Here is a 22916-nt window from a genome sequence, read left to right as displayed (position 1 = left end):
AGGCCGAAGGTCGCAGTGATCGCGTGCAGCGGCCGCACCCAGGACAGCGAGCCCGATCTGGCCGAACGCGCGCCCCAGCGCATCGATTTCGGCCAGGGGAAAGTGCGGATAATCACGGGCAGGATTTCGGCGAGCACCTCGATGGTAGCACGCCCAGGCTTCTCGATCAGCGCGACGTAAAAATCGCCCTTCTTCGGATCGCTCTGAATCTTCGCCTCATCCAGCGATGACAGTCCGGTGGCTTTCAAAAAGCCAGCGATCGCAGCTTCCGGCCCGCCGACGCGCGGCCCTTTGCGCTCTTCCTTCAGGTCGGCCTGCCGCGCGGGAATACCGTGCACGGTCAGAGCCAGGCGACGCGGGGTCGCAAAAGCCTTCGCGCCTTCATAGACGAGACCCTCGGCCACCAGCTTGTCGGTAACCATCCGGCGCAGATCGTCCGCCGCTTTCGCCTGCATGCGCGCGGGGATTTCTTCGGAAAACAGTTCGAGCAGGAGATCGGGCATCAGTTCGCCCTTCCCGTCTCGGTATGCACCCAGGCCTCGCCGCAGGCCTTTGCCAGTTCGCGCACCCGCAGGATATAGCTCTGCCGCTCGGTCACCGAAATCACGCCCCGCGCGTCGAGCAGATTGAAGGCGTGGCTTGCCTTGATGCACTGGTCGTAGGCCGGCAGCGCCATCAAATGCTCTTTCCGGTTGCTGTCGTTCTTCCAGCCGGCTTCGAGGTATTTCCGGCAAGCCTGTTCAGCCATCTTGAACTGCTCAAACAACATCGCCGTGTCGGCAAACTCGAAATTGTGCCGTGAATATTCCTGCTCGGCCTGAAAGAACACGTCGCGATAGCTGACCTTCGCGGCACCCTCGCGGCCGTTGAAATTGAGGTCCATGATGCTGTCGACGCCCTGCAAATAACAGGCGAGACGTTCAAGACCGTAGGTGAGCTCGCCGGACACCGGAGCGCATTCGACGCCTGCGACCTGCTGGAAGTACGTGAACTGGCTGACCTCCATGCCGTCGCACCAGCATTCCCAGCCGAGCCCCCATGCCCCGAGCGTCGGGCTCTCCCAGTCGTCCTCAACGAATCGAATATCGTGCAGATGAGAATCGATGCCGATCGCGGCCAATGATTTCAGATAAAGCTCCTGAATGTCCGGCGGCGACGGTTTGAGGATCACCTGGAACTGGTAGTAGTGCTGCAAGCGGTTGGGGTTTTCGCCGTAGCGGCCGTCCTTCGGACGCCGCGAGGGCTGCACATAGGCGGCGTTCCACGGCCTGGGACCGAGCGCGCGCAAGGTGGTTGCGGGATGAAAGGTGCCGGCGCCGACTTCCATGTCGTAAGGCTGGAGGATCACGCAACCGTAATCCGCCCAATAGCGCTGCAGCGTCAGGATCAATCCCTGGAACGAGCGTTCCGGGCGCATATGCGCAGGCAAGGCATCCATCGTCGATCAGGTCTTTCCGCGGGAAATCAAATTGCGCGGGACCGTATCGGCGGGGAGTTTGGGAATCAAGGCGATGGACGGGCTAACCCGGCCGATAGGCGCCCGTATTCGGGTCGCGCCGCAACGTCGGAATGTCCCGCGAACGGGCGACCTCTGCGGCCCGGGCCAGGCGGGCTTCCTCAAGTTCCTGATTGATCCGGATGGCGGTCCGGTACGCCCAGCGAACCACGGCCAGCCCTCCAAGAGCGCCGGCGAATGCGACAAGCGGCGGCATCGATCGATCCTCGTCCATTGGTCACGCGCCCCTTTTTGAGCATTGTCTACCAAGGCGGGCCATCCCGCAATCGGCTACGTCGGGACCAAATGGCACAGCAACCCTGTTTAAAACCCGAATTTCGCCCAAATCGCCCGGGTCTCGAGCGCTGAAATCGCTTCCTCGGGAAGGCTGGAGATGCCCTCCCATGCCGTCACCGCGCCCGGCGAGCGGCGCCCGAGCAGGCCGGACAGCATGCCGCTTGCCGGCGCGATCACGGGCATTTGCACCTTGTCGCCGTAGCGGGCACGAAGCGTCGAGCGCAGGTCGCCGATCGAATCCGCCAGCCCCAGCGACACAGACGTTTCGCCTGCCCAGTATTCGCCGGTGAACAGCACGTCGTCCGCTCCCTTCAGCCGCGCGCCCCGGCTTTGTTTCACGAGCGCGATGAAGATCTCGTGGATTTCGCGCTGAAGTGTCTTCAGCCGCGACACATCCTCGGGATTTTCGGGCAGGAACGGGTCGAGCATCGCCTTGTGGGCGCCCGCCGTGTAGAGCCGCCGCTCTATTCCGACCTTCTTGATCAACTCCTGAAAACCGAAGGAACCGCCGACGACCCCGATCGAGCCGAGAATCGACGAGGGATCGCAAAAAATCTCATCGCCCGCACAGGCGATCATGTAACCGCCGGACGCCGCGACATCCTCCACGAATACCAGAACCGGAAGCTTCTTCTCGGCGGCGAGCTGGCGGATGCGCAAGTAGATCTGCCGCGACTGCACCGGAGAACCGCCGGGCGAATTGATCACCAGCGCCACCGCCTTTGCATTCTTGACGGAGAAGGCCCGCTCCAGCGTCCGCGCCAGGCCCGCGAGCGACAGTCCCGGCCGCAACGGCGTCACCGCTCCGATCACGCCGGAGAGACGGACCACAGGCACCACGGCGCGGCCTCGACGCAGCCATGCCGGAACCCAGCCCATCAACCTTTCGATCCCGGCCGGCCACTGCCTCGCCTCGCTGAAATGTTCCGACATGCACTTACCTCAAATTAACCGTTTCTTATCACGACGCTGTCATCGAGCCGAGAGAACGATCGGCGGTTGGATCGTATCGCTGAGAAAGTCCCTCGAGCTGGCAGGATAAAGTGGAGCACGTCATGAAGATCTATTTGTTGATGACGCTGTTCGGTATCCTGTTTGCCGCGATTCATCTCACGTCGGCGCCGAAATCGGATTCGAAGCCGGTTTCGCAGTAAATTCCCGACTAACGCCTCTTCCCGATTCAGGTTATTGCCAGCGGCAGCAAGCCTTCGCCAGTCAGAATCCGCGATGCCTGCGGTGTCGGACGGCCAGCTTGGTCGTTCAGGACAAGCCCGGCGAGCAGGCGGGTTGGCGCCCGGCCGCCTTTGGTGGCACGGACAAGCACGCGGATTGCCGGCGAGGCCGCGTTGGCGTGAACCGGCAAGATCATCAGACTGCCGAAGCCACGGCCGAGCGCCGCCAGCGCTTGCGCAATTCCGTCCGCGCGCCAGATCATCACAAGATTTCCGCCCGACTTGAGAATCCGCCGGCTCGCATGAATCCACCGCTCAAGCGTCTCGGCGGCTGCGACATGCGCCATCTCACGCGCCTTGTCCGGCGAGGTGCGATGCCGGCAGGCATCGTTGAAGGGGGGATTCATCAGCACGACGTCGGCGCTGTCTGGACCAAGGCCTGCAGATGCGAAGCGCTCGGCGCTTGCGGTGACGTCAAGCACAAGCGCTTCAGCGGCAATCGCGTTGGCTGTGGCGTTGCTTCGGGCCATCTCCACGAGCGCCTCGTCGATCTCGGCGAGCACCAGTTTTATTCCAATGACACGGCTGGCGACGGCAAGGCCTGCCGCACCCACCCCTGCGCCGAAATCGACCACGCAATCACCCGGATCAGCGGGCGTGGCTGCGGCCAGCAGCATCGCATCATGCCCGGCACGATGGCCCGATTTCGGCTGGCGCAGGCGCAGCTTGCCACCGAGAAAGGCATCCTCGGTGACCTGGCATGCCGGCTCACTCATCGGCCCGCAGCTCGTGGGCAAGGCCGGCGTCGCGGAGAATTTCGCGCGCCAGGCGATTGTCGTCCTCGTGAACCAGAATCCGGCTCGGCAGGACGCCGAGCGACCCTTCGATGATGCTCATATTCTGGTCAAGCACGAGATGATGGATATTGGCGCCGTCGAGCAGCGCCCCAATTGCCGAAACCAGCACGAGGTCGTTGGTCCGAACCAATTCCCGCACCTGACTTTCTCCTTTCAATCCGCCAGCGGGACGACACGTTGTTGGCCTCGCGGCCTTGCCGCCCCCGTAGTCCGATTCTACATTCGGTTCCGGCTTGGGGCTGCGGATCGCGAACGTCAGATCCGCTCCACCCGCCGGCTTATTCTATGGTTATATCCAAGGATATGGCCGGTTGGGCAAATCTGGAGATACACGTGGCGGTTATTGTTCCTTTTGAGAGCCCCTCCGAAGCTTCGATCGAGGGGCTCGTTCAGCTGGTATCCGCCGATATGGAGCGGGTGAACGCGACCATCCTGTCGCGAACCGGCTCGGAAGTCACCATGATCCCGGAGGTAGCCAACCACCTGATCTCATCGGGCGGCAAGCGGCTTCGCCCGATGCTGACGCTGGCGATGGCGAACCTGACCGGCTATTCCGGCGACGGCCATATCAAGCTCGCGGCGTCCGTGGAGTTCATGCATACCGCAACGCTGCTGCATGACGACGTGGTCGACGAAAGCGAGATGCGGCGCGGCAAGCTGTCAGCCCGCATGCTCTGGGGCAACGAAGCAAGCGTCCTGGTCGGCGATTTTCTGCTCGGCCAGGCCTTTCGGATGATGGTCGAGGTCGGCTCGCTGCGCGCGCTTGATATTCTGTCGGCTGCGGCGGCGACCATTGCCGAGGGCGAGGTGATGCAGCTCGCCGCGGCGAAAAATACCGCCACCACGGAGGACGAATATCTTGCCGTGATCCGCGGCAAGACTGCTGAATTGTTCGCTGCGGCCTGCGAAGTCGGTCCTGTGATCGCCAACCGTCCGAAGGAAGAGCAGACCGCCTGCCGCTCGGTCGGCATGAACCTCGGCATCGCTTTCCAGCTCGTCGATGACGTGCTCGACTACGGCGGCAAATCGGCCAAGCTCGGCAAGAACGTCGGCGACGATTTCCGCGAAGGCAAGATCACGCTGCCGGTGGTGCTGGCGTTCCGCCGCGGCAACGACGTAGAGCGCGAGTTCTGGCGCAGGGCGCTCGAGCGCGGCGAGATCGGCGACGGCGATCTCGATCACGCTGTCGGACTGATGACCAAGCACCGCGCGCTCGAGGACACCATCAACCGCGCGCAACATTACGGCGCGATGGCCGTCGATGCACTGGCCCTCTTTCCATCCTCGCCGATGAAAACCGCGCTCGAGCAGGTGGTCGCATTCTGCCTGGCGCGAACGCACTGAGCCGCAGGATTCCGGGGTTCGACGGCAGCGTCAGCTCAAGCTGCCCGCGTGCACCCACCACTCCGGATGGGCGAGCCGGACCTTCTCCGCGGCAGTCTGCGCCGCAGCCGCATCGTCGAAAATGGCAAAGCACGTCGCGCCCGATCCTGACATCCGCACCAGCTTTGCCCCCCGGCATTCCCCGAGCGCCGACAACACCCCGCCGATCACCGGCTGAATGCGTTTTGCTGGTTCTTCCAGATCGTTGGTGCCGGAGCCGAATGCTTCGATCCAGTCGCCCGTCGAAGCACCGTCTTCCGGCCAGACGATGGCCTGGATCACGTCGGTGACGCCCACGAGCAATTCGCCATTGCGCAAACCGAGCGCAGCGAACACATCCTTGGTCGCCACCGCGACGCGCGGATTGACGAGCACGCTGGCAAGTTTCGGCAACTTCAGGGCAACCAGCTTCTCTCCCACACCGGTCATGACGCAGGCCCGCGAGGGGACGCAGACCGGCACGTCGGCGCCGGTCAATCCGGCGACTTCAATCAGGCGGGCATCATCGGTCGCAAGGCCGTTGGCGCGGGCGAGCAGCCGCAACGCCGCGGCTGCATCCGCCGAACCGCCGCCGATACCGGCTGCGACGGGCAATACCTTGTAGAGGGTGAAGGTGCCGCTTTTCAGGCCTTCTACGCGTTCAGCCAGGAGCCTCGCCGCCTTGAGCACGAGATTGTCGTCGACCTCGCCGCAGGCGTCCGCCAGCGGGCCCGAGGTCCTGAGCCGGAGCGGGCCTCCCGGAAGGAGCGTCAGCCGATCGGCACAATCGGCAAACGCCACTACGCTTTCCAGATCGTGATAGCCGTCGACACGGCGCCCGACCACACGAAGGGTCAGATTGACCTTGGCGCGCGCCTCTTCGACGAATTCTCCGGCGATTGAATTGGCCGCCGCATCGGTCGTTGCTCCCGAGGTCATCGCGAATGCAAATCCAATAGGCCGTAGGCAAAACGACAGAGCAAACGATGCATCAAATTTTAGCGTGGAGATGAAAGGGAATTTCGGGGCCGTCGATTCCGGCCCCGATCCTCAGCCGCCCTTGCCTTCATCTTTCTTCTTGTCGGCAGCAGCGGCCGCCGGGGACGGGTCATCAGTCAAGCCGTGCTCGATTTTGGCCTCGATCTTCGGCAATTCCTCCGGCTCCGGCTTGAGGTCGCGGGCATGGGCCCACTGGAACTTGGCCTCCAGCTTGCGGCCGACGCGCCAATAAGCATCGCCAAGGTGATCGTTGATGGTGGGATCTTCGGGCTTGAGATCGACCGCCCGCTCCAGATTCTTCACCGCCTCATCGTAGTTGCCGGTGCGGTAGTAGGCCCAGCCCAGCGAGTCCACGATATATCCGTCATCCGGACGCTGCTCGACGGCACGCTTGATCATCTTCATGGCCTCGTCGAGATTGACGCCCTGATCGATCCAGGAATAGCCGAGATAGTTGAGCACGTGCGGCTGTTCAGGCTGCAAATCGAGCGCCTTGCGCATATCGGCTTCGGCCTTGTTCCACTGCTTGTCGCGCTCCTCGCAGATGCCGCGGTAATAATAGTACACCCAGGCGTTCTTGTCGGTCTCCTTCGGAAGAAGGTCGATACCATGCGAATAGGTGCCGGCACATTCGGCAAACTTCTTGCGGCCGCGCTCGATATTGCCGAGCGCCATTACGGCCTCGATATCCTTGGGATCGTCCGCGATGACGCCCTTGAGGATCTTGATCGCTTCGTCGGTGCGGTCGGCTGCATCGAGATCGATGGCAAGCTGGATCTGGGCGTTGCGCTTGAGCGGTGAGCTTGACGGCATGCGCTCATAAACCTTGATCGCCATCTGCGGCTTCTTCACCGATTCATAGAGGTCGGCGAGCGACAGCAAGGCCATCGGATGGTTCGGGACCAGATAGAGCGCGAGTTGCAAATAAACCAGCGCGAGGTCCTCGCCGCCGCGGCGGGTCAATGTCGCACCGATCCCGTAGAGCGCCTCGGCTGCACCGGCCTGCGGCGAATCCACGATCGGCGGCAGCTTCTTGCCGGCTTCAACTTCGCGCATCTCTTGCTGGATCAAAGGATGGCGCGGCAGCTTCTTGTCGAAGGCTTCATAGACCGCCTTTGCCGCGGCCGCATCCTTGTTGCGCGATAACCAGCGGGCGTAGTCCTCGGAGACGCGCAGCATCGAATCCTCGAGCTTGTAGGCTCGCTCGAGACGGACGCCGGCGTCCTTTTCCTTGCCAGCAAGTTCGAGGATCATGCCAGAATGCAGGTCCTTGAAGATCGGGTACCACTCCGGACCGTTCAGCTTGTCGATCGCGGCGACCGCACCCTTGGTATCGCCGGCGCCGTAGGCGGCCCAGCCGGACAGCAGAGTGGCGACGAGATCGGTGATCGGCCCGCGGATCGACTGATTGATGTTGGCTTGCGCGCTGGCGTATTTCTTCAGCTTGAGATCGCGCACGCCGATGACGAGGCGCGCGACGCGGTTGGTTTTGTCGGAGGCAAGGATTCGGTCGGCCAGCTTGACGGCTTCATCGATGTCGCCGTCCGCAAGCGAGGAAATGAACGCCCGATCGAGCAGTTCATTATTTTTCGGATCGCTGCGGAGCGCCGATCGGTAGAAGGCGGCAGCCGAGGCGGCATCCCGCTCGACACTGGCGTGGCGGGCGGCAAGATAGCTGCCGGCGGTCGTCAGTGTCTTCAGGTCGTGAGCGGTAGGAAATTGAGCGGAGTTGTCGGCGGGATGCTCTGGCGTCTGCGCGGCGGCGACGCCCGGCAGTGCCAGGAAGACGAGTGCGGCAATCATCGAGCGATTGAATCGGAAAGAAAGCATCACGGTTCGCCTTGGCTCCAGAATTTGCTGGGATCGTTTGATATCGAATGCAGGCCCAATCGGCGCATCAAGCTGCGCGACAATGCCGGTTTTGACGCCTAACCGCAATGGTACGGGGATTGCAAATCAACCGGCCGGATGTCCTCACTGCCCTACCCGCCTGAAAACGCTGCCAGTATGGCGTTATCGTGGCCGACGCCGTCGCCCACTCACGCAATCGTGGTCACATTGCCTCGTAGTTGGGCCCCCCGCCGCCTTCCGGTGGAACCCAGGTAATGTTGCCGTTCGGGTCCTTGATATCACAGGTTTTGCAGTGGACGCAGTTCTGGGCATTGATCACAAAGCGGGGGCCTGATGTTTCCTCCACCCACTCGTAGACACCGGCCGGGCAATAACGGTTGGACGGACCGGCATAGACGTCATGTTCAGAGGTCTTTTGCAGGTTCATGTCGGCAACCTTCAGGTGAACCGGCTGATCCTCCTCATGGTTGGTATTGGACAGAAAGACGGACGACAGCTTATCGAAGGAGAGCTTGCCGTCCGGCTTCGGATAACCCTTCGGCCCATGCTGCTTGGCCGCATCCAGTGTGGCGCGGTCGGGCTTGGCGTGGGACTGGGTCCCGAACGGCGAACCGCCGAACAGCGTGTTGCACCACATGTCGAAGATACCCAGGCCGGCACCGAGGAAGGTGCCGAACTTCGATAATAACGGCTTGGCGTTGCGGACGGGGTAGAGATCCTTGCCGACTGCCGACGACCGCCAGGCATTTTCGTACTCGACGAGTTCGTCATTCGCCCGCCCTTCGGCGAGTGCCGCGTGGACATGTTCGGCCGCCAGCATGCCGCTGCCGATCGCATTGTGCACGCCCTTGATGCGCGGCACGTTCACAAATCCGGCCGCGCAGCCGATCAAAGCGCCGCCGGGAAAGCTCAGACGCGGCACCGACTGATAGCCGCCTTCTGTGATTGCGCGCGCGCCATAGGCCAGTCGCTTGCCGCCCTCCAGCACGGTGCGAACGGCCGGGTGCATTTTGACGCGCTGGAACTCGTCGAACGGCGATAGATACGGATCGTCATAGTTCAGGTGAACCACGAAGCCGATCGACACGAGGTCCTCGTCATAGTGATAGAAGAAGAGGCCGCCACCCGTATTGTTCTTCAGAGGCCAGCCAACCGCGTGCTGAACCAGGCCTTTCTGGTGCTTGGCGGGATCGATCTGCCAGACCTCCTTCAGTCCGATGCCGAATTTCGGCGGCTCGCTCTTGGTGTCGAGCGCGAACTTCGCAATCAACTGCTTGGTCAGACTGCCGCGGGCACCCTCGGCAAAAAGGGTGTATTTTCCACAGAGTTCCATGCCGCGGGTAAAGGAAGCCTTGTGCGAGCCGTCCTTCGCAATGCCCATATCACCGGTCGCAATGCCGCGCACAGCACCTTTGTCGTCATAGAGCACTTCGACCGCCGCAAAACCCGGATAGATTTCAACGCCGAGCGCCTCGGCCTTGCCAGCCAGCCAGCGGCAGAGCCGGCCGAGCGAGCCGATGTAGCAGTGATGGTTGTTCATCAGAGGCGGCATGATGAAATTCGGCAGCTTGATCGCGTTCGTCTCTGTGAACCAGAAGAACCGATCGTCCTTCACCTGCGTCTTCAGCGGACAATCCGCGTCCTCGCGCCAATCGGGCAAGAGCTTGTCGAGCGCGACGGGATCCATCACGGCGCCCGACAAGATATGTGCGCCGACTTCCGATCCTTTCTCGACAACAACCACCGAAAGTTCGGGATTGAGCTGCTTCAGCCGGATGGCGGCGCCAAGACCCGAAGGGCCGGCGCCGACGATCACGACGTCGAATTCCATGGATTCGCGCGGCGGCAATTCTTCGGTGCTCATGGTCAGGTCTCAGGCTTGAACTGGTCGTGACACGTTGTTTCCGATTTTTACGGGAAGAACAATATGGAAATGCCGTTTCGTTCCAAGGCGATCCGGCCTACAGTTGCGGGCGGTCATCCGCATCGATGGCAAAGCAGCGTTCGCCATGCGGAATTCGATAACCAAAGCCGTACCGGATCAACACGTTGACGCCTGAGCCTGCGCCCACCGTTTCTCAGTTGCTGGCCTTCTATCTGGAAGCCGGGGTCGACTGCGCGCTGTCAGATGAACCAGCCGACCGGCTTTCCGAAGTCGAGCGGCCGCCAGTCACTAAAGCGGCGCCTTCCGGCGATATCGGCACCGCTCGCGGCCTCGGACGGGTGCCTGCCGCTCACGTTGCGCCGCTTTCCGAGCCGGCGGTCGCACCGGATGCCGCGATTGCGACAGCTCGCGAAGCCGCGCGTACCGCCGGCTCGCTCGAAGCCCTGCGTGACTTGCTGGAGAAATTCGAGGGCTGCGCACTGAAATCCACCGCCACGCGGCTGGTGTTTGCGGACGGCAATCCAAAGGCACGGATCATGTTCGTCGGCGAGGCACCGGGCCGCGATGAGGATATCGAAGGGCTGCCGTTCGTCGGCCGTTCCGGCAAGCTTCTCGACCGGATGATCGCTTCAATCGGACTGGATCGCACAAAGGTCTACATCGCCAACGTGATTCCCTGGCGCCCGCCCGGCAACCGGACGCCGACGCCGCTGGAAACCCAGATCTGCCTGCCGTTCATCCAGCGGCAAATCGAACTGGTCGATCCGGACATTCTGGTGACGCTCGGCAATCCTTCGACACAGACGCTGCTGTCGACGCGCGAGGGCATCATGAAAACGCGCGGACGTTGGCTCAGCTACGACACCGGCACGCGCGTGATCCGCGCGATGGCGACCTTTCATCCGGCCTATCTGCTGCGCTCGCCGGCTTACAAGCGACTTTCGTGGCAGGATTTGCGGGCGATTGCCAAGGCGCTGACGCAGGCCTCGTCGTAGCTTCTCTCACGGCCCCTTCGGCCGCACGATGGCCCAACCGACCCGCAGCAATGGCTGTCGCCCGTTCACCAGCCGGTCGAAGGTCTGCGGCACTTCAGGGGCAAGACCCGGAAACAGCCTGGCGATCGCTGGCGGCGGCGTGCCATCCGTATCGGAGGCGCGCCAAACCACGACGCCGCCGGTTTGATTGAACTTGTCGAGGTTGAACCATGGCGTGCGTTCAGGCGTAGCGGCGAGAAACAGATGCGGGCGCGTCGGGCTCAAACTGATCAAGGTCGCAAGCTCCGCATCCCCGCTCACCGCCGACAGGCGCCGGTTAGTTCGCCGTTGGAAACTATCATCGAAAAATCGCCCGATTGCCGTTGCAGGCAGCGATGTCGTCACCTCGCTGGCTGTGGTCCAGGGAACGAAGAGCGTCGCTGCGATCACCCCGGCTGCCGGCGCAACAATCATGGCGGCCCAGACGGTACGCAAAATCTGTTGGCGCCGCAGATGAATGAGGTCGCCGCACGCCACCACAACTGCGAGGCCGGACATCAGGAGGACGATACCCGTCCCGCCCACGACATGATCCAGACTGAACAGGGCGGATATCAAACATCCGATCACCGCCGGAGCAAAGGCAAAGAAATAGACGAAATCGCGCGCCAGGGGATCGACGGGAGGCCGGAAAATGATCGGCGCTTCGTCCTGGCTTCGGACAAACCACGGGGAATTGAAGGCAGAGACGATCGCGATCCCCAATGAGGCCAGGAGCAGGCCGCCGAACAGTTTGGCGCCGTGCACGGCCCGGCTGCTTAAACCGGCGATCGGCGGCAAATGCGGCAGGACCAATTCATCGGCGCGGATCAGCCAGATCAGATAAGGCAGCGCCAGAACGATAATCACCGAAAACGCAAAGAGCGCATCGAACGACATCAGGATTCGTCGGCCGCGCGCCGTTGTCAGCGCAAATACCATCACGAGCGCGATTAGCACGATGGCGGCCGAGGTCGTGAGCAGCAGGAGACCGGCGTCGAGCGACCAGGCAAACCAGGCATTACGCCGGTTCTGGCCGATCAACTGCCAGGAATGCAGCAGAAGCAGCGCCCACAACGGACGCGCCAACACTAGCGGGCCAAATTCGAGGCCGGGCGCGCTGAACGCCAGCACCGTTAGCGTCAGAAGAACCGCAAGCACCGCCTGCTGCCCGCCTACGGCGGCGCGCGCCAACAGATAAAGTGTCCAGAACGTTACGATAGAGCAGAGTTGCGCCAGCAGATAGACGCCGAACATGTGATTGCCGGCGGCGCGAAAGGCGATGTCGGCGACCCAAAATGCCAGCGGCGGACCAAGATCGGTTCCAACCCGATATTCGCGACCAAGCGCGAGCACCGTAGCGAGATCGCCGGGCGGGCTGCGATACAGGATGAGTGACACCGTGAGCCACAGGACGGCCTGCAGCGCGACCACAAGCCCCACGACCAGCCTCGGCCGGGCACGGATCAATTCGATAACCAGGGAAGTGAAGCGCATATGACCGCCGGCGTCGCCTCTAACTTCGGCTCAGAGCACGGTCTTAGAGGGTGCCACGCGCAGAGGCAACCGGGTCATTCCGCGGCAGAAATCAGCGGAGCCGTTTCTGCTGCGGGCTCGAACAAATCGGCGTCGCGCTTGACGGTCCATGGCTGGTGTTTCTCGCGGGCAGCGACTACGGGAGCAAAGAAACTGCGGTGATGGGCCGACGGGCCAAGCCGATCGAGCGCTTCCAGATGTTCCGGCACGCTATAGCCCTTGTGCGACTCAAACCCGTATCCCGGGCATTCCTCGGCCAGCGCACACATCAGGCGGTCGCGTGTCACCTTGGCAATGATGGAGGCGGCAGCGACCGAAACCACGATACCATCGCCGCCGATTACGGCTTCACAGTCGCACGCCGTGTCAAGACGATCGCGGCCATCGACAAAGACGTGTTTCGGTGTTTCCGGCAAGCCCTCGACCGCACGCTTGAGCGCCCAGAGAGAAGCTCGCAGAACATTGTCTCGGTCGATTCGCGCCGGCGAGGCGAAGGCGACTGAAAATGACGCGGTCGCACAGATTTCTTCGAATAGTTCCTCGCGGCGCTCCGCGGTCAGCCGCTTGGAATCGTCGATTCCCTTTGGAACCCGCTTTGGGTCGAGCACGACGGCGGCCGCGACGACCGGACCTGCCAGCGGTCCCCGCCCGGCCTCATCACAACCTGCAACCGGCCAGACGCCGCGCTTGATTAGCGCCCGCTCGCGCCGAAAGCTCGGCGGCGTGACCGCTATCACACCTTTTGGCAGATTGATTTTCCTTCCGGACTTTTCCCGAATCATGCCAGGATCGTGCGCAAGCCTCGCACGTCGTGCAATGGGGAACTTTGGCGCGGCTTGTCCCTTTCACCGCTCTTAACAGCGGCTGGGGACCAATCGCTCGGCAAAATTCGTCAGAACAGGCTGAGCTGCTGTCCGCTTCGCTTCGGGCGCACAAAATGATCGGTCGTAAGCCTGGAACGTCGTTTGTTGAGTCCCAGCTTCTCGCAGGCAATTTCGAACCTGCGTCCGATCATCCAGGCCATCGGGCCGGTGCCCTTCATCCGCGTTCCCCACTGCGAGTCGTAGTCGCGACCGCCGCGCATGTCGCGGATCAGGGTAAAGACGTGACGATAGCGATCCGGATAGTTCGCCATCAGCCATTCGCGGAAGAGATCGCGCACTTCGAGAGGCAGGCGCAGCAAGACGTAGCTCGCTTCCTTCGCGCCGGCATGGGCCGCTGCATCCAGAATGCGTTCGATTTCGCTGTCGTTCAGCGCCGGAATGACCGGGGCAACCATCACCGTGGCCGGAATACCGGCTTCTGACAATCGCCGCAGCGCCTCCAGCCGCCGCGGCGGCGTCGATGCGCGCGGCTCCATCGTGCGCGCGAGCCGCGCATCCAGCGTCGTCACGGAGATTGCGACCTTGGCAAGATTGCGCTTGGCCATCCTCGAGAGGATGTCGATATCACGGACGACCAGCGCCGACTTTGTGACGATACCGACCGGGTGCGAGGCGCGCTCGAGCACTTCAAGAATGCCGCGCATGATCTTGTGATCGCGCTCGACCGGCTGATACGGATCGGTGTTGGTTCCGATTGCGATCATCCGCGGCTCGTAATTCTCGGCCGCGAGTTCCTTTTCCAGAAGCTGAGGCGCATCCGACTTGGCCAGCAGCTTCGATTCGAAATCGAGTCCTGGCGACATGCCGAGATAGGCATGCGTCGGCCGCGCAAAGCAGTACACGCAGCCATGCTCGCATCCCCGATAGGGATTGATGGAGCGATCGAAGCCGATATCAGGGGAGTCGTTGCGGGCGATCACTTTGCGCGAGGTATCGAGCGACACCGAAGTCTTGAATGGCGGTAATTCCTCGAGACTCTGCCACCCATCGTCGAATGCGATCCGCGCTTCTGCCTCGTAGCGGCCGCTCACATTGGATTGCGTGCCGCGGCCGCGCCGTCGTTCGCGATCGATGGCAACTGCAAGCTCCGGGAAGTCGGGGGGCGCACCCGCCGGTTTGGAGGGCGCCTTGACCGGCGGGTGCTTGAGCGCATGTGAGGATGCTCTGCTCATGGTTCGAACATTAGCATCAATACAGAACAAATCAAGAACAGACTTGCGACGATCCACATGACACGCCGCACCGGGACGGGGTGATTTGAATATGACAAGGTGATAATCGTCCCGAGGTTTTGAGATCATGTTGAGCGTTATCATCCCGACCGAGGGCGCCGAGCACCCGGTTGTTGCCACGCTGGCCCCGCTGGTCCCAGGCGCCGCCACCGGCGTCATCCGCGAAGTCCTATTGGTCGATCGCGCCGACAATGGCGTCATCGAACGGGTCGCTGATGTCGCCGGATGCCGATTTTTACGGTTCGATGGGTCGTGCTCGGCGGCGCTGGCGGCTGGTGCCGGGCAGGCGCGCTCGCCGTGGCTGATGTTCCTGCATGCGGGAGCGGTGCTCGATCACGGTTGGATAGACGAAACCGTACAGTTCATTCAGCGTATTTCCGAGTCGGACCATCCCCGAGCCGGCGTATTCCGCTACGCGCGCTCCCCCTATTCGGATCGCACGTGGCGCGAGGACGTGAGGTCGATCTGGCGACTGATCGCAGGTCCATTCGCCGATCAGGGCCTGTTGATTGCGCGAGACCATTATGAGCGCCTTGGCGGCCATGCGCCAAATGTCCGCCACGCGGAAGCGCAGTTGCTTCGCCGGCTCGGCCGATCCTCCCTCACCTTGCTCCGCAGCCGCATCGTCATCACCTGATGCGATATACTTGCCAAAGTCAATTAATTAGTTGACAATAGCAATTATAAAGGTGCCCGATGCCCTCAAACGACGAAGCCCGCATTTCGGCGGTTCGCGCGTTCAACCGCTTTTATACTCGCCAACTCGGCCTGCTCGGCCAACGCTTGCTCGAGAGCCCGTTCTCACTGAGCGAGGCGCGGGTGCTGTACGAACTGTCGCGCCGCGACAGCGTCGCCGCGAAGGAGATTGGCGCCGAACTCGATCTCGACCCAGGTTATCTCAGCCGCATCGTTCAGAAATTCGCCGATGAGGGCCTGATCAGCCGCAAGCCGTTACCGGAGGACCGGCGACAGCAGCAGCTCAAGCTGACCGCCAAAGGCCGTCAGGCATTCGCGCGGCTCGACCGCAGCTCGCAGGAGGAAGTCGCCAGAACATTGCGTCGGATGTCGGAAGGCGAACAGCGGCGTCTCACCGCCGCCATGGCGACGGTCGAGAGCCTGCTCGGCTCGCCCTGCCCGCGCGCATCTGCGACGTTGCGCGAACCGCGGCCAGGCGACATGGGCTGGGTCGTGCAGAGCCATGGCGAGCGCTACGCCGGCGAATATGGCTTCGATTCTTCGTTTGAGGCGCTGGTTGCCGAGATCGCCGCTCAATTTCTCAGGTCTTTCGATGCATCGCGCGAGCGATGCTGGATCGCCGAACGTGATGGCGCGCCGGTTGGCTCGGTGTTTCTGGTTAGGCACGATGACGAGGTCGCCAAACTTCGTCTGCTCCTGGTGGAGCCGGCCGGACGCGGTCTGGGGTTGGGAAAACGGTTGGTCGGAGAATGCATCGGCTTTGCGCGCGCCTGCGGCTATCGCAAGATCACGCTATGGACGCAAAGCATTCTGACGGAGGCCAGAAAGATCTACCAGGACGCGGGCTTCGTGCTGGTGGCGAGCGAGCCGCACCGCAGTTTCGGCCAAAACCTGATCGGTGAGACCTGGGAGATGAGGCTTTAGCAGCCTGCAATACGTTGCCCGCCATCAGGAGGGCTGGAGGGATGCCATCGTCGGGTCGCTGGCCGGCTCTGCGGCGATTGGAAGGAATTTGATGCCGTAAGTCTTGCCACGGCGCCAGACCACCTCGCACAGCTCGCGCTTGTGATGGCCCTTCACCAGTGTCAGTTCGAATCGGTCTCTCACATCCATCGCGTCATCGGTCGAGATCCGCGCGCCGCCCGAGGACAGGTCCAAAACCTGGCACTCGTACTCGGTCGCGCCATGGTCAGCCGAGATCCAGGCGAGCCGCTTGTGCAACTGCCGTCGCGGCTCGCGCTGTACCCTGCTCCTCGGGTCCACAACACCCATCAAGATCACCGGCCGCTGTACAACCTTTTAGCCCCGGCAAGCGGCGAGGCCTGCGCCAGTTTCACATGTTTCTTGCAAGGTACCGTTAGAACGTTGGTTTGGAATTTAGACGTTTTCGACCGACCCTTTGCACACTCCCTAAACCGAGGCGCCCTTCGCCTTGGGCCGGCGCAGATGTTCGTCCAGCCGCGGCATGATCTCGACGAAATTGCACGGCCGCGTGCGATAATCGAGCTGGGCGGCCAGAATCCCGTCCCAGCCATCGCGGCAGGCGCCCGGCGAACCCGGCAGGCAGAAGATGAAGGTTGCGCCGGCGACGCCCGCCGTCGCGCGGCTCTGGATCGTCGATGTGCCGATCTTGGCGTGACTGAGCATATGGAAGGCAATGGAGAAGCCGTCCATCCGCTTCTCGAACAACGGCTCGATCGCCTCCGGCGTCACATCGCGCCCGGTGAACCCGGTACCGCCGGTGGTGATGACGGCGTCGACGGCGGGATCGGCGATCCAGCGCTTGACGATGACGCGGATCGCCTCGACGTCGTCGACGATGATTTCACGCGCGGCGAGATGATGGCCCGCCGCGACAATCCGCTCCGCCAGCGTGGCGCCGGATTTATCGTCGGCGAGCGTCCGCGTGTCCGAGATCGTGAGCACCGCGATGTTGAGCGGCACGAATTGTTTGGTTTCATCAGTCGAAGCCATGACTACCTCCGTCGTCATGGCCGGCCTGACCCGGCCATCCACGTCTTGTCTTTTGAACGAAATCACAAAGACGTGGATGCCCGGCACGAGGCCGGGCATGACGGATAAACTTACAAGTTGGCAGCACTGAACGTATCACAGGCTTTCAAGGTTCCCTGCTGATAGCCCGTCATGAACCACCGCTTGCGCTGCGCCGCCGAGCCATGGGTAAAGGAATCCGGCACCACGCGCCCGGTCGTTTCCCGTTGCAACGTGTCGTCGCCGATGGCGGATGCGGTCGCCAGTGCACCATCAATGTCGCCCGGCTCGATGAAGCCCGGCCGCTTCTTCGCTTCATGGTTGACCCAGAGACCGGACAGGCAGTCCGCCTGCAACTCGACCCTCACCTGAAGGGCGTTGGCCTCGGCCTTGCTGCCCGCAGCATGCTGTCGGGCGGTCACCTTGGGGAGAATCCCCAGCAGGTTCTGCACGTGATGTCCGGCTTCATGCGCGATGATATAGGCCGCGGTGAATTTACACGCCGATCCCTGACAGCCGTGGAATCGGGTTTCGACCTGGCGGAAGAAACCTGTGTCGAGGAAGATCTGCCGATCCGGCGGACAGTAGAATGGCCCCATCGCCGACTGCGCCATGCCGCAGCGCCCGCCGTTGGTCTGATTGCGGAACAGGACGATGCGCGGCCCGGTATAGGTCTGGCCTGCGGCCCGGAAAATCTCGCTCCAGCGGTCGTCGATCTCGCCGAGAATGCCGGCGATCATGCTGCCCATCGGGTCGGTCGGCGCGCCGCGCTTGACGTTTCCGGAGCGACGATCGGTCTGATAGGTCGGAATCTGGCCGTGGCCTCCACCATTCAGAATCTCCGCGCCGCCGATCAGGACCCGCGGATCGATGCCGAGGGCGTAGCTAATGAGGCCGAGCACGATGATGGTGCCGATGCCGAGCCCGCCGCCGCCGATCGGCAACCCGAAACCCCCGCCGCTCCCGCCAAATCCGCCGCCGCTCTCGTCGCGACGGTCCTCGATGTCGTCGCTGCGGCGGAAATCATCATAACGCATGGCCTGGCTTCCTCGTTGCGTTCTGCTGTTGCCTTTTGCGGCAGCCCTCTCGCCGCACACGGGTGAAGACGGCAGAATTTTCTTTGTCTCGTCTCATAACCCGCCAGGCAAAAATTGCCTAGCGAAGGTGGTTTGAAACAGGCCGCAAACTTCTCGCCTTACATAGGCAGCAAACGCCAATTCTCAATTCCCCTTGCAATTCCGCAGCTATCGCCGACCCAGCGATTTCGAACCTCAAAAATTACTCAACTCACGAAAGCGAATTAATCGAGGTCGCCGGCGTGAAAGAATTGCCGGTTAAGTCGATTTTTACTTTGCCCGGTCAAAGTGGCGTCAGTCGGTTGTTAGGTCCCGCGTCGCCGACAGCGTCGCCTGAGTCAGAGTATTTGAGTCATGGTTGTGTCGCGTCGCGGGGCGTCTGCAAGGGCGCCCCGCACTAAATTTGAGTCCTTTGTCGATAGCCGCATCATCATTGGCGATTGCGTCGCCGAGATGTCAAAACTCCCGGCCGGCTCCGTCGATCTCGTCTTCGCCGATCCGCCCTACAATCTTCAGCTCAAGGGCGAACTCAAGCGCCCGGACGAATCCCATGTCGATGCCGTCAACGACGACTGGGACAAGTTCTCTTCGTTCGCCGCCTATGACGACTTCACCCGCGCATGGCTGCTTGCCTGCCGGCGTCTGATGAAGCCGTCGGCGACGATCTGGGTCATCGGCTCGTATCACAACATCTTCCGCGTCGGTGCGATCATGCAGGACCTCGGTTTCTGGGTCCTCAACGACATCGTCTGGCGCAAGTCGAACCCAATGCCGAATTTCCGCGGGCGCCGCTTCACCAATGCGCACGAGACCATGATCTGGGCGGCACGCGACGAGAAAGCCAAGGGCTATACGTTCAACTACGAGGCCTTGAAGGCTGCCAACGAGGACGTGCAGGCGCGCTCCGACTGGCTGATTCCGCTTTGCACCGGGGAGGAGCGCCTCAAGGACAACAACGGCAAGAAGGTGCATCCGACGCAGAAGCCGGAGGGTCTGCTGGCGCGCGTGCTGCTGTCGTCGTCCAGGCCCGGCGATCTCGTGATCGATCCGTTCAACGGCACCGGCACGACGGGCGCGGTGGCAAAACGCCTCGGCCGGCGCTACGTCGGTTTCGAGCGCGACAGAACCTATGCGGCCGCGGCCGAAGCGCGCATCGCCGCCATCGAACCACTGCCGGAAGCAACGCTCGCGCCCTTCCTGACCGCGCGCGAGGCGCCTCGCGTCGCGTTCTCCGAACTGATTGAACGCGGCATGATCTCGCCGGGCACGAAACTCGTGGACGCCAAGAAACGGCATGGCGCGCTGGTTCGCGCCGACGGCGCCATCATGCTGGGCGACAAGGTCGGCTCGATCCACCGCATGGGCGCGGTCGCCCAGGGCGCGGAAGCTTGCAACGGCTGGACGTTCTGGCATGTCGAGACGAAACAGGGCCTCAAGCTGATCGACGAGCTGCGCGCCGAAATCCGCAGCCAGATGGCGGCGGGCTAGAGACGCTCCACTTTCCAAACAACCGAGTGTCCGGCCTTATGGTTCGAGACGCGCGGCGATCCGCCGCGCCCCTCACCACGAAGTTTTTTAATACTTGCACTGACCTCATCCCGAGGAGCGCGCTTGCGCGCCTCTCGAAGGATGGGCTGCATCACTCGCACCTTCGCGGCCCCGCGGCGGCAATTCGCCCGAGCTTTGCCAACAGGTTGTCCCTCCGGAATCAGAGGGCGCAGGGAATGCCGGGTGTCAGGCGCACCCGCAGCCTCGTGCGCAAAGATAGAAAGCACACGAGTTAGTCACCACAGGTTCGCCGCAACGATCCGGCATTCCCTGCGCGATGGTTTTACGGTTTCCTTCGTGCTCTTCCTGGTGATCGGGCTTTTTTGTCACCATCCCCGGGGCAGAATGCCAAAGCATTCTTGCCGGGTTGACGCCAGCGTCGAGGCGCCAGAACCACACGACTTCGCCGTCCGCAGCATGCGCGCTCGTCTTGCGCGCTGTCGCGTCCACCGCGTCCCGCACTCAACGTTCGTGACGATCGCGAAGCGCCCCTCTTGATCAAGCACGGGACGCGCGAAGAGGAACCACTGATTTGCCCGACGGCGCAAGAGCAATATTTTCGCGCGAAAACTGAAAGCCCCGATCGGATGGATTCGCGTTTGTGGCGCAGCCCACAAGATGACGAGGCGGCCCGGCCGCCTGACGGTGCCAAATTCGCTTCTGCGTCAGCAGCACAACGGACGTGATTGCATGCGCTTTTGGCTCGCCCGGCAATGGCGAGCGGCGGGGCCGTCTTGCCGCCAGCACGGCGGCATCGGTTATTCGGCGCCGCGAACGCGCATCACCAGATTGGGACGCCGGCTGATCGGAGGCTTTCCAACTCAACAGCGAGCCCGTCTGACACTGCCGCCGGCTAATGCGCTCACTTTGCCACCGGTGCTGCCGCGTCAATGCGATAGCTCGCGTGGCATGCGACGCAGGCCGAAAGCTGCGTGCCCAGGCTTCCGAGCAGTTGCTCGTGGCTGACCCCCGAATCTGCTTCGGTCGCGATTTCATCGAAGCGCTTGTGCACGCCGAGCCCGAGCTGCTTGAACGCGAGCGGCAGCTTGGCCATGAGCGCCGGATTTACGTCCGCCGCCGCCGCCATGCCGCTCGCTCGCGCCGCCTGCGCGACTTGCTTCAGGTCCCCGGCTTTTACCCCGTCGACCATAGCTTGCACCGTAGCGAGCATGCCGCGCATTTCGGTGAGCACGAGATTGCGTTCGCCCGGCGCCAGCAGAATCGCCGTGCGCCCGTCGGGGGCCACCCGTGTCTGACCGCGAACGAAGAAAAATCCAGCGACGGCAATCGTAACCAGCCAAAGGGTGATGGCGATAACGGAAAGCATACGAGTACTCATGGGTCAGTTCTCCGCGATCCGCATAGGTGATGTTGAAAGCTGCGGCCGGGATTTGCGCTGGAGCAAAGATCTGACGAGGATTGATGCCGCGGAACGCGCTAAAATGCTGCTCCTGTGATGCTGTCAACGTAGGTTCGGCGCGACGAGGCCTCCTTGAGCCCCACAACGGACACCGGGACTTTGCAACAAGCGATCCGAGGCCAACCCCTATCAATGCCCCCAGCTGGCCTGATACGATGGCTCGCCGGCTACCGATTTACTGGTGTCTTGAGCGGTCGGCGGTCGCGCGGCAGCCCGCCATCCACCGGGTGCCGCCCCATGGCTCCATCTGCAGGAGGGCCCTCGAATGAAGAAGATATTCGCTGCCTTCATTGTGGTCGCAACGATCGCTGGCGCGCTCGCCGCGGCACCAGCGAGCGCGAAGCGTGGCGTTGCCGCAAGCGTGCCGGACACAGTCGACTATCCAGGTCCCGGCCCTTACGATTTCGGCAGTTGCGAATGGGTGACGGAGCGTTTCTGGGACGGCCATGGCTGGCGGGTTCGCCGGGTGCGGGCGTGCTTCTGATCCGCGATTACGGGAGATTGAGCGGCTCGTCGCAGCCATCGACGTCGAGCGGAGGCAGTCAAATTGAAGCGGCCGCGAGGCGCACGACCGAAGATGACCGCGCGACGAACGATCCATACTGCCGCGCAGGAGTCCGGTTGCGGTCCGCCCGCCATTTGGCACGCGGCCGAAATTTGACGTAATCGGCGCACCACGGCCTCTGGCAAGCTGATAACGCCCGGGTTCAACTCCCTTATTATTGGGCCACCTCCGCGCGCCCCTCACAAACTCGTCGCTTGCCCTGTCCCGCAGAATTTGTGCAGTCTCCGCCGCCAACGCGCCGCGCCCCGCTTCGCGGCGACAACAAGGGAGATCTGAATGCTCAAATTCTATTTCAACGGCGCGCCGAACCCGAACAAGGTCGCGCTGTTTCTGGAAGAGACCGGCCTGCCCTGCGAACTCATTCCGGTCGACACCCGCAAGGGCGAACAGTTCAAACCGGAATTCCTGAAAGTCAATCCGAATGGCAAGGTGCCGGCGATCGACGATGACGGCATTTTCGTTTTCGACAGTAACGCGATCCTGCTCTACCTGGGCGAAAAGACCGGCAAGTTCATGCCCGCCAACACGCCGCAAAACCACGCGCAACTCTATTCATGGCTGATGTTCATTGCGACCGGACTGGGCCCCTATTCAGGTCAGGCGGTGCATTTCAAGCACGCCGCGCCCAAGGACCTGGAATACGCGCATAACCGCTACCAGTATGAAGCGCATCGCCACTACAAGATTCTCGACGACCATCTTGCCAGAAGCAAGTACATGGTCGGCAACACCTACACGATCGTCGATATGGCGTTCTGGGGCTGGGCGCGGATGGCGCCGTACGTGCTCGGCGACGATGTTTTCGCCAAATATCCCAACGTGAAGCGACTGCATGATGAAATCTCGGCGCGACCGGCCGCCGCGCGGGCCATTGCCTTGAAGGACAAATTCACCTTCAAGACCGAGATGGACGAAGCGGCCCGCCATATCATGTTCGGCCACCTCAAGACCAAGGTGGCTTAACGCTGTCATTCCGGGACACGCGCCCAAGCGCATGGCCCCGGAATCTTGCGCGACAAACTACGGCTTCCGGGAC

The 22916-nt window shown here is 62.3% G+C and carries 23 protein-coding genes; 7 read left to right on the top strand and 16 right to left on the bottom strand.

Translation table 11 applies throughout. From position 1 onward, the window contains the following. The 6 genes from NEZ08_RS01555 to NEZ08_RS01530 form a co-directional block, all read right to left on the bottom strand. The coding region (locus NEZ08_RS01555; RefSeq protein WP_298102432.1) for a glycine--tRNA ligase subunit beta at positions 1-503 on the bottom strand (503 nt) is incomplete at its 3' end. Beyond that, the gene (locus tag NEZ08_RS01550; protein WP_298102429.1) at positions 503-1438 is read right to left on the bottom strand and encodes a glycine--tRNA ligase subunit alpha; all 936 of its coding nucleotides are present in this window, start codon (positions 1436-1438) and stop codon (positions 503-505) included. The genes NEZ08_RS01550 and NEZ08_RS01555, both read right to left, overlap by 1 nt. A gap of 82 nt (positions 1439-1520) precedes the next feature. Further along, the gene (locus NEZ08_RS01545) at positions 1521-1712 is read right to left on the bottom strand and encodes a hypothetical protein (protein WP_298102427.1); all 192 of its coding nucleotides are present in this window, start codon (positions 1710-1712) and stop codon (positions 1521-1523) included. 107 nt (positions 1713-1819) lie between these two features. Continuing rightward, positions 1820-2725, bottom strand: a complete 906-nt coding sequence (locus NEZ08_RS01540) for a S49 family peptidase (protein WP_298102424.1) — start codon at positions 2723-2725, stop codon at positions 1820-1822. Positions 2726-2972: 247 nt separating this feature from the next. Further along, on the bottom strand, positions 2973-3740 hold the full coding sequence (locus tag NEZ08_RS01535; protein WP_298102421.1) for a methyltransferase: 768 nt from the start codon (positions 3738-3740) through the stop codon (positions 2973-2975). After that, complete coding sequence (locus NEZ08_RS01530) at positions 3733-3960, bottom strand: DUF2007 domain-containing protein (RefSeq protein WP_298102418.1); 228 nt, start codon at positions 3958-3960, stop codon at positions 3733-3735. The genes NEZ08_RS01535 and NEZ08_RS01530 overlap by 8 nt, the downstream gene beginning before the upstream one ends. Positions 3961-4154: 194 nt before the next feature. Between NEZ08_RS01530 and NEZ08_RS01525 the strand changes: the two genes are divergently transcribed. Next, entirely contained in the window at positions 4155-5165 is a 1011-nt protein-coding gene (locus NEZ08_RS01525; RefSeq protein ID WP_298102415.1) for a polyprenyl synthetase family protein, read from the top strand. Between the two features lie 30 nt (positions 5166-5195). Here NEZ08_RS01525 and NEZ08_RS01520 read toward each other — a convergent pair whose 3' ends face one another. From NEZ08_RS01520 to NEZ08_RS01510, 3 genes are all read right to left on the bottom strand, one after another. Beyond that, a complete protein-coding gene (locus NEZ08_RS01520) occupies positions 5196-6122 on the bottom strand; it encodes a 4-(cytidine 5'-diphospho)-2-C-methyl-D-erythritol kinase (RefSeq protein ID WP_298102411.1) in 927 nt (308 codons plus the stop codon). 111 nt (positions 6123-6233) lie between these two features. Further along, positions 6234-8012, bottom strand: a complete 1779-nt coding sequence (locus tag NEZ08_RS01515) for a tetratricopeptide repeat protein (RefSeq protein ID WP_298102409.1) — start codon at positions 8010-8012, stop codon at positions 6234-6236. A 223-nt stretch (positions 8013-8235) separates the two neighbouring features. Next, positions 8236-9897 (bottom strand): electron transfer flavoprotein-ubiquinone oxidoreductase, encoded by a 1662-nt coding sequence (locus NEZ08_RS01510; protein WP_298102405.1) that lies wholly within the window; start codon positions 9895-9897, stop codon positions 8236-8238. Between the two features lie 185 nt (positions 9898-10082). On the opposite strand from NEZ08_RS01510, the gene NEZ08_RS01505 reads away from it, so the two are divergent. Next, positions 10083-10913: a uracil-DNA glycosylase gene (locus NEZ08_RS01505; protein WP_298102402.1), complete on the top strand. Its 831-nt coding sequence runs from the start codon at positions 10083-10085 to the stop codon at positions 10911-10913. 6 nt (positions 10914-10919) lie between these two features. Here NEZ08_RS01505 and NEZ08_RS01500 read toward each other — a convergent pair whose 3' ends face one another. The 3 genes from NEZ08_RS01500 to NEZ08_RS01490 all read right to left on the bottom strand — a co-directional run bounded on the left by NEZ08_RS01500 (position 10920) and on the right by NEZ08_RS01490 (position 14523). Beyond that, positions 10920-12428, bottom strand: coding sequence for a glycosyltransferase family 39 protein (locus NEZ08_RS01500; protein WP_298102399.1), 1509 nt, complete (start codon positions 12426-12428; stop codon positions 10920-10922). A gap of 74 nt (positions 12429-12502) precedes the next feature. Continuing rightward, positions 12503-13249: a ribonuclease HII gene (locus NEZ08_RS01495; RefSeq protein WP_298102397.1), complete on the bottom strand. Its 747-nt coding sequence runs from the start codon at positions 13247-13249 to the stop codon at positions 12503-12505. Positions 13250-13359: 110 nt separating this feature from the next. After that, a complete protein-coding gene (locus NEZ08_RS01490; protein WP_298102395.1) occupies positions 13360-14523 on the bottom strand; it encodes a PA0069 family radical SAM protein in 1164 nt (387 codons plus the stop codon). Positions 14524-14650: 127 nt separating this feature from the next. On the opposite strand from NEZ08_RS01490, the gene NEZ08_RS01485 reads away from it, so the two are divergent. Next, positions 14651-15220, top strand: a complete 570-nt coding sequence (locus NEZ08_RS01485) for a glycosyl transferase (protein WP_298102393.1) — start codon at positions 14651-14653, stop codon at positions 15218-15220. A gap of 59 nt (positions 15221-15279) precedes the next feature. After that, positions 15280-16203, top strand: coding sequence for a helix-turn-helix domain-containing GNAT family N-acetyltransferase (locus NEZ08_RS01480; RefSeq protein ID WP_298102390.1), 924 nt, complete (start codon positions 15280-15282; stop codon positions 16201-16203). Between the two features lie 24 nt (positions 16204-16227). On the opposite strand, the gene NEZ08_RS01475 is transcribed toward NEZ08_RS01480, so the two are convergent. From NEZ08_RS01475 to NEZ08_RS01465, 3 genes are all read right to left on the bottom strand, one after another. Then, positions 16228-16551, bottom strand: a complete 324-nt coding sequence (locus NEZ08_RS01475) for a PilZ domain-containing protein (RefSeq protein WP_298102388.1) — start codon at positions 16549-16551, stop codon at positions 16228-16230. Positions 16552-16689: 138 nt separating this feature from the next. Continuing rightward, entirely contained in the window at positions 16690-17253 is a 564-nt protein-coding gene (gene moaB, locus NEZ08_RS01470; RefSeq protein ID WP_298102385.1) for a molybdenum cofactor biosynthesis protein B, read from the bottom strand. Positions 17254-17363: 110 nt separating this feature from the next. Next, on the bottom strand, positions 17364-18308 hold the full coding sequence (locus NEZ08_RS01465; RefSeq protein WP_298102382.1) for a neutral zinc metallopeptidase: 945 nt from the start codon (positions 18306-18308) through the stop codon (positions 17364-17366). 393 nt (positions 18309-18701) lie between these two features. Here NEZ08_RS01465 and NEZ08_RS01460 point away from each other — a divergent pair, with 393 nt between their 5' ends. Continuing rightward, the gene (locus NEZ08_RS01460; protein ID WP_298102379.1) at positions 18702-19835 is read left to right on the top strand and encodes a site-specific DNA-methyltransferase; all 1134 of its coding nucleotides are present in this window, start codon (positions 18702-18704) and stop codon (positions 19833-19835) included. 922 nt (positions 19836-20757) lie between these two features. Here NEZ08_RS01460 and NEZ08_RS01455 read toward each other — a convergent pair. Beyond that, complete coding sequence (locus NEZ08_RS01455; RefSeq protein ID WP_298102376.1) at positions 20758-21234, bottom strand: hypothetical protein; 477 nt, start codon at positions 21232-21234, stop codon at positions 20758-20760. A gap of 346 nt (positions 21235-21580) precedes the next feature. On the opposite strand from NEZ08_RS01455, the gene NEZ08_RS01450 reads away from it, so the two are divergent. Further along, positions 21581-21799 (top strand): hypothetical protein, encoded by a 219-nt coding sequence (locus NEZ08_RS01450; RefSeq protein WP_298102371.1) that lies wholly within the window; start codon positions 21581-21583, stop codon positions 21797-21799. Between the two features lie 357 nt (positions 21800-22156). Continuing rightward, positions 22157-22843: a glutathione S-transferase N-terminal domain-containing protein gene (locus NEZ08_RS01445; RefSeq protein ID WP_298102369.1), complete on the top strand. Its 687-nt coding sequence runs from the start codon at positions 22157-22159 to the stop codon at positions 22841-22843. The last annotated feature ends 73 nt before the right edge of the window (positions 22844-22916 follow it).

Origin of the sequence: Bradyrhizobium sp. (assembly GCF_027451485.1) — a bacterium.
GTDB lineage: Bacteria > Pseudomonadota > Alphaproteobacteria > Rhizobiales > Xanthobacteraceae > Bradyrhizobium.
Note: the sequence above shows the minus strand (reverse complement) of the source record. Positions and strands in the feature narration are given on the sequence as shown.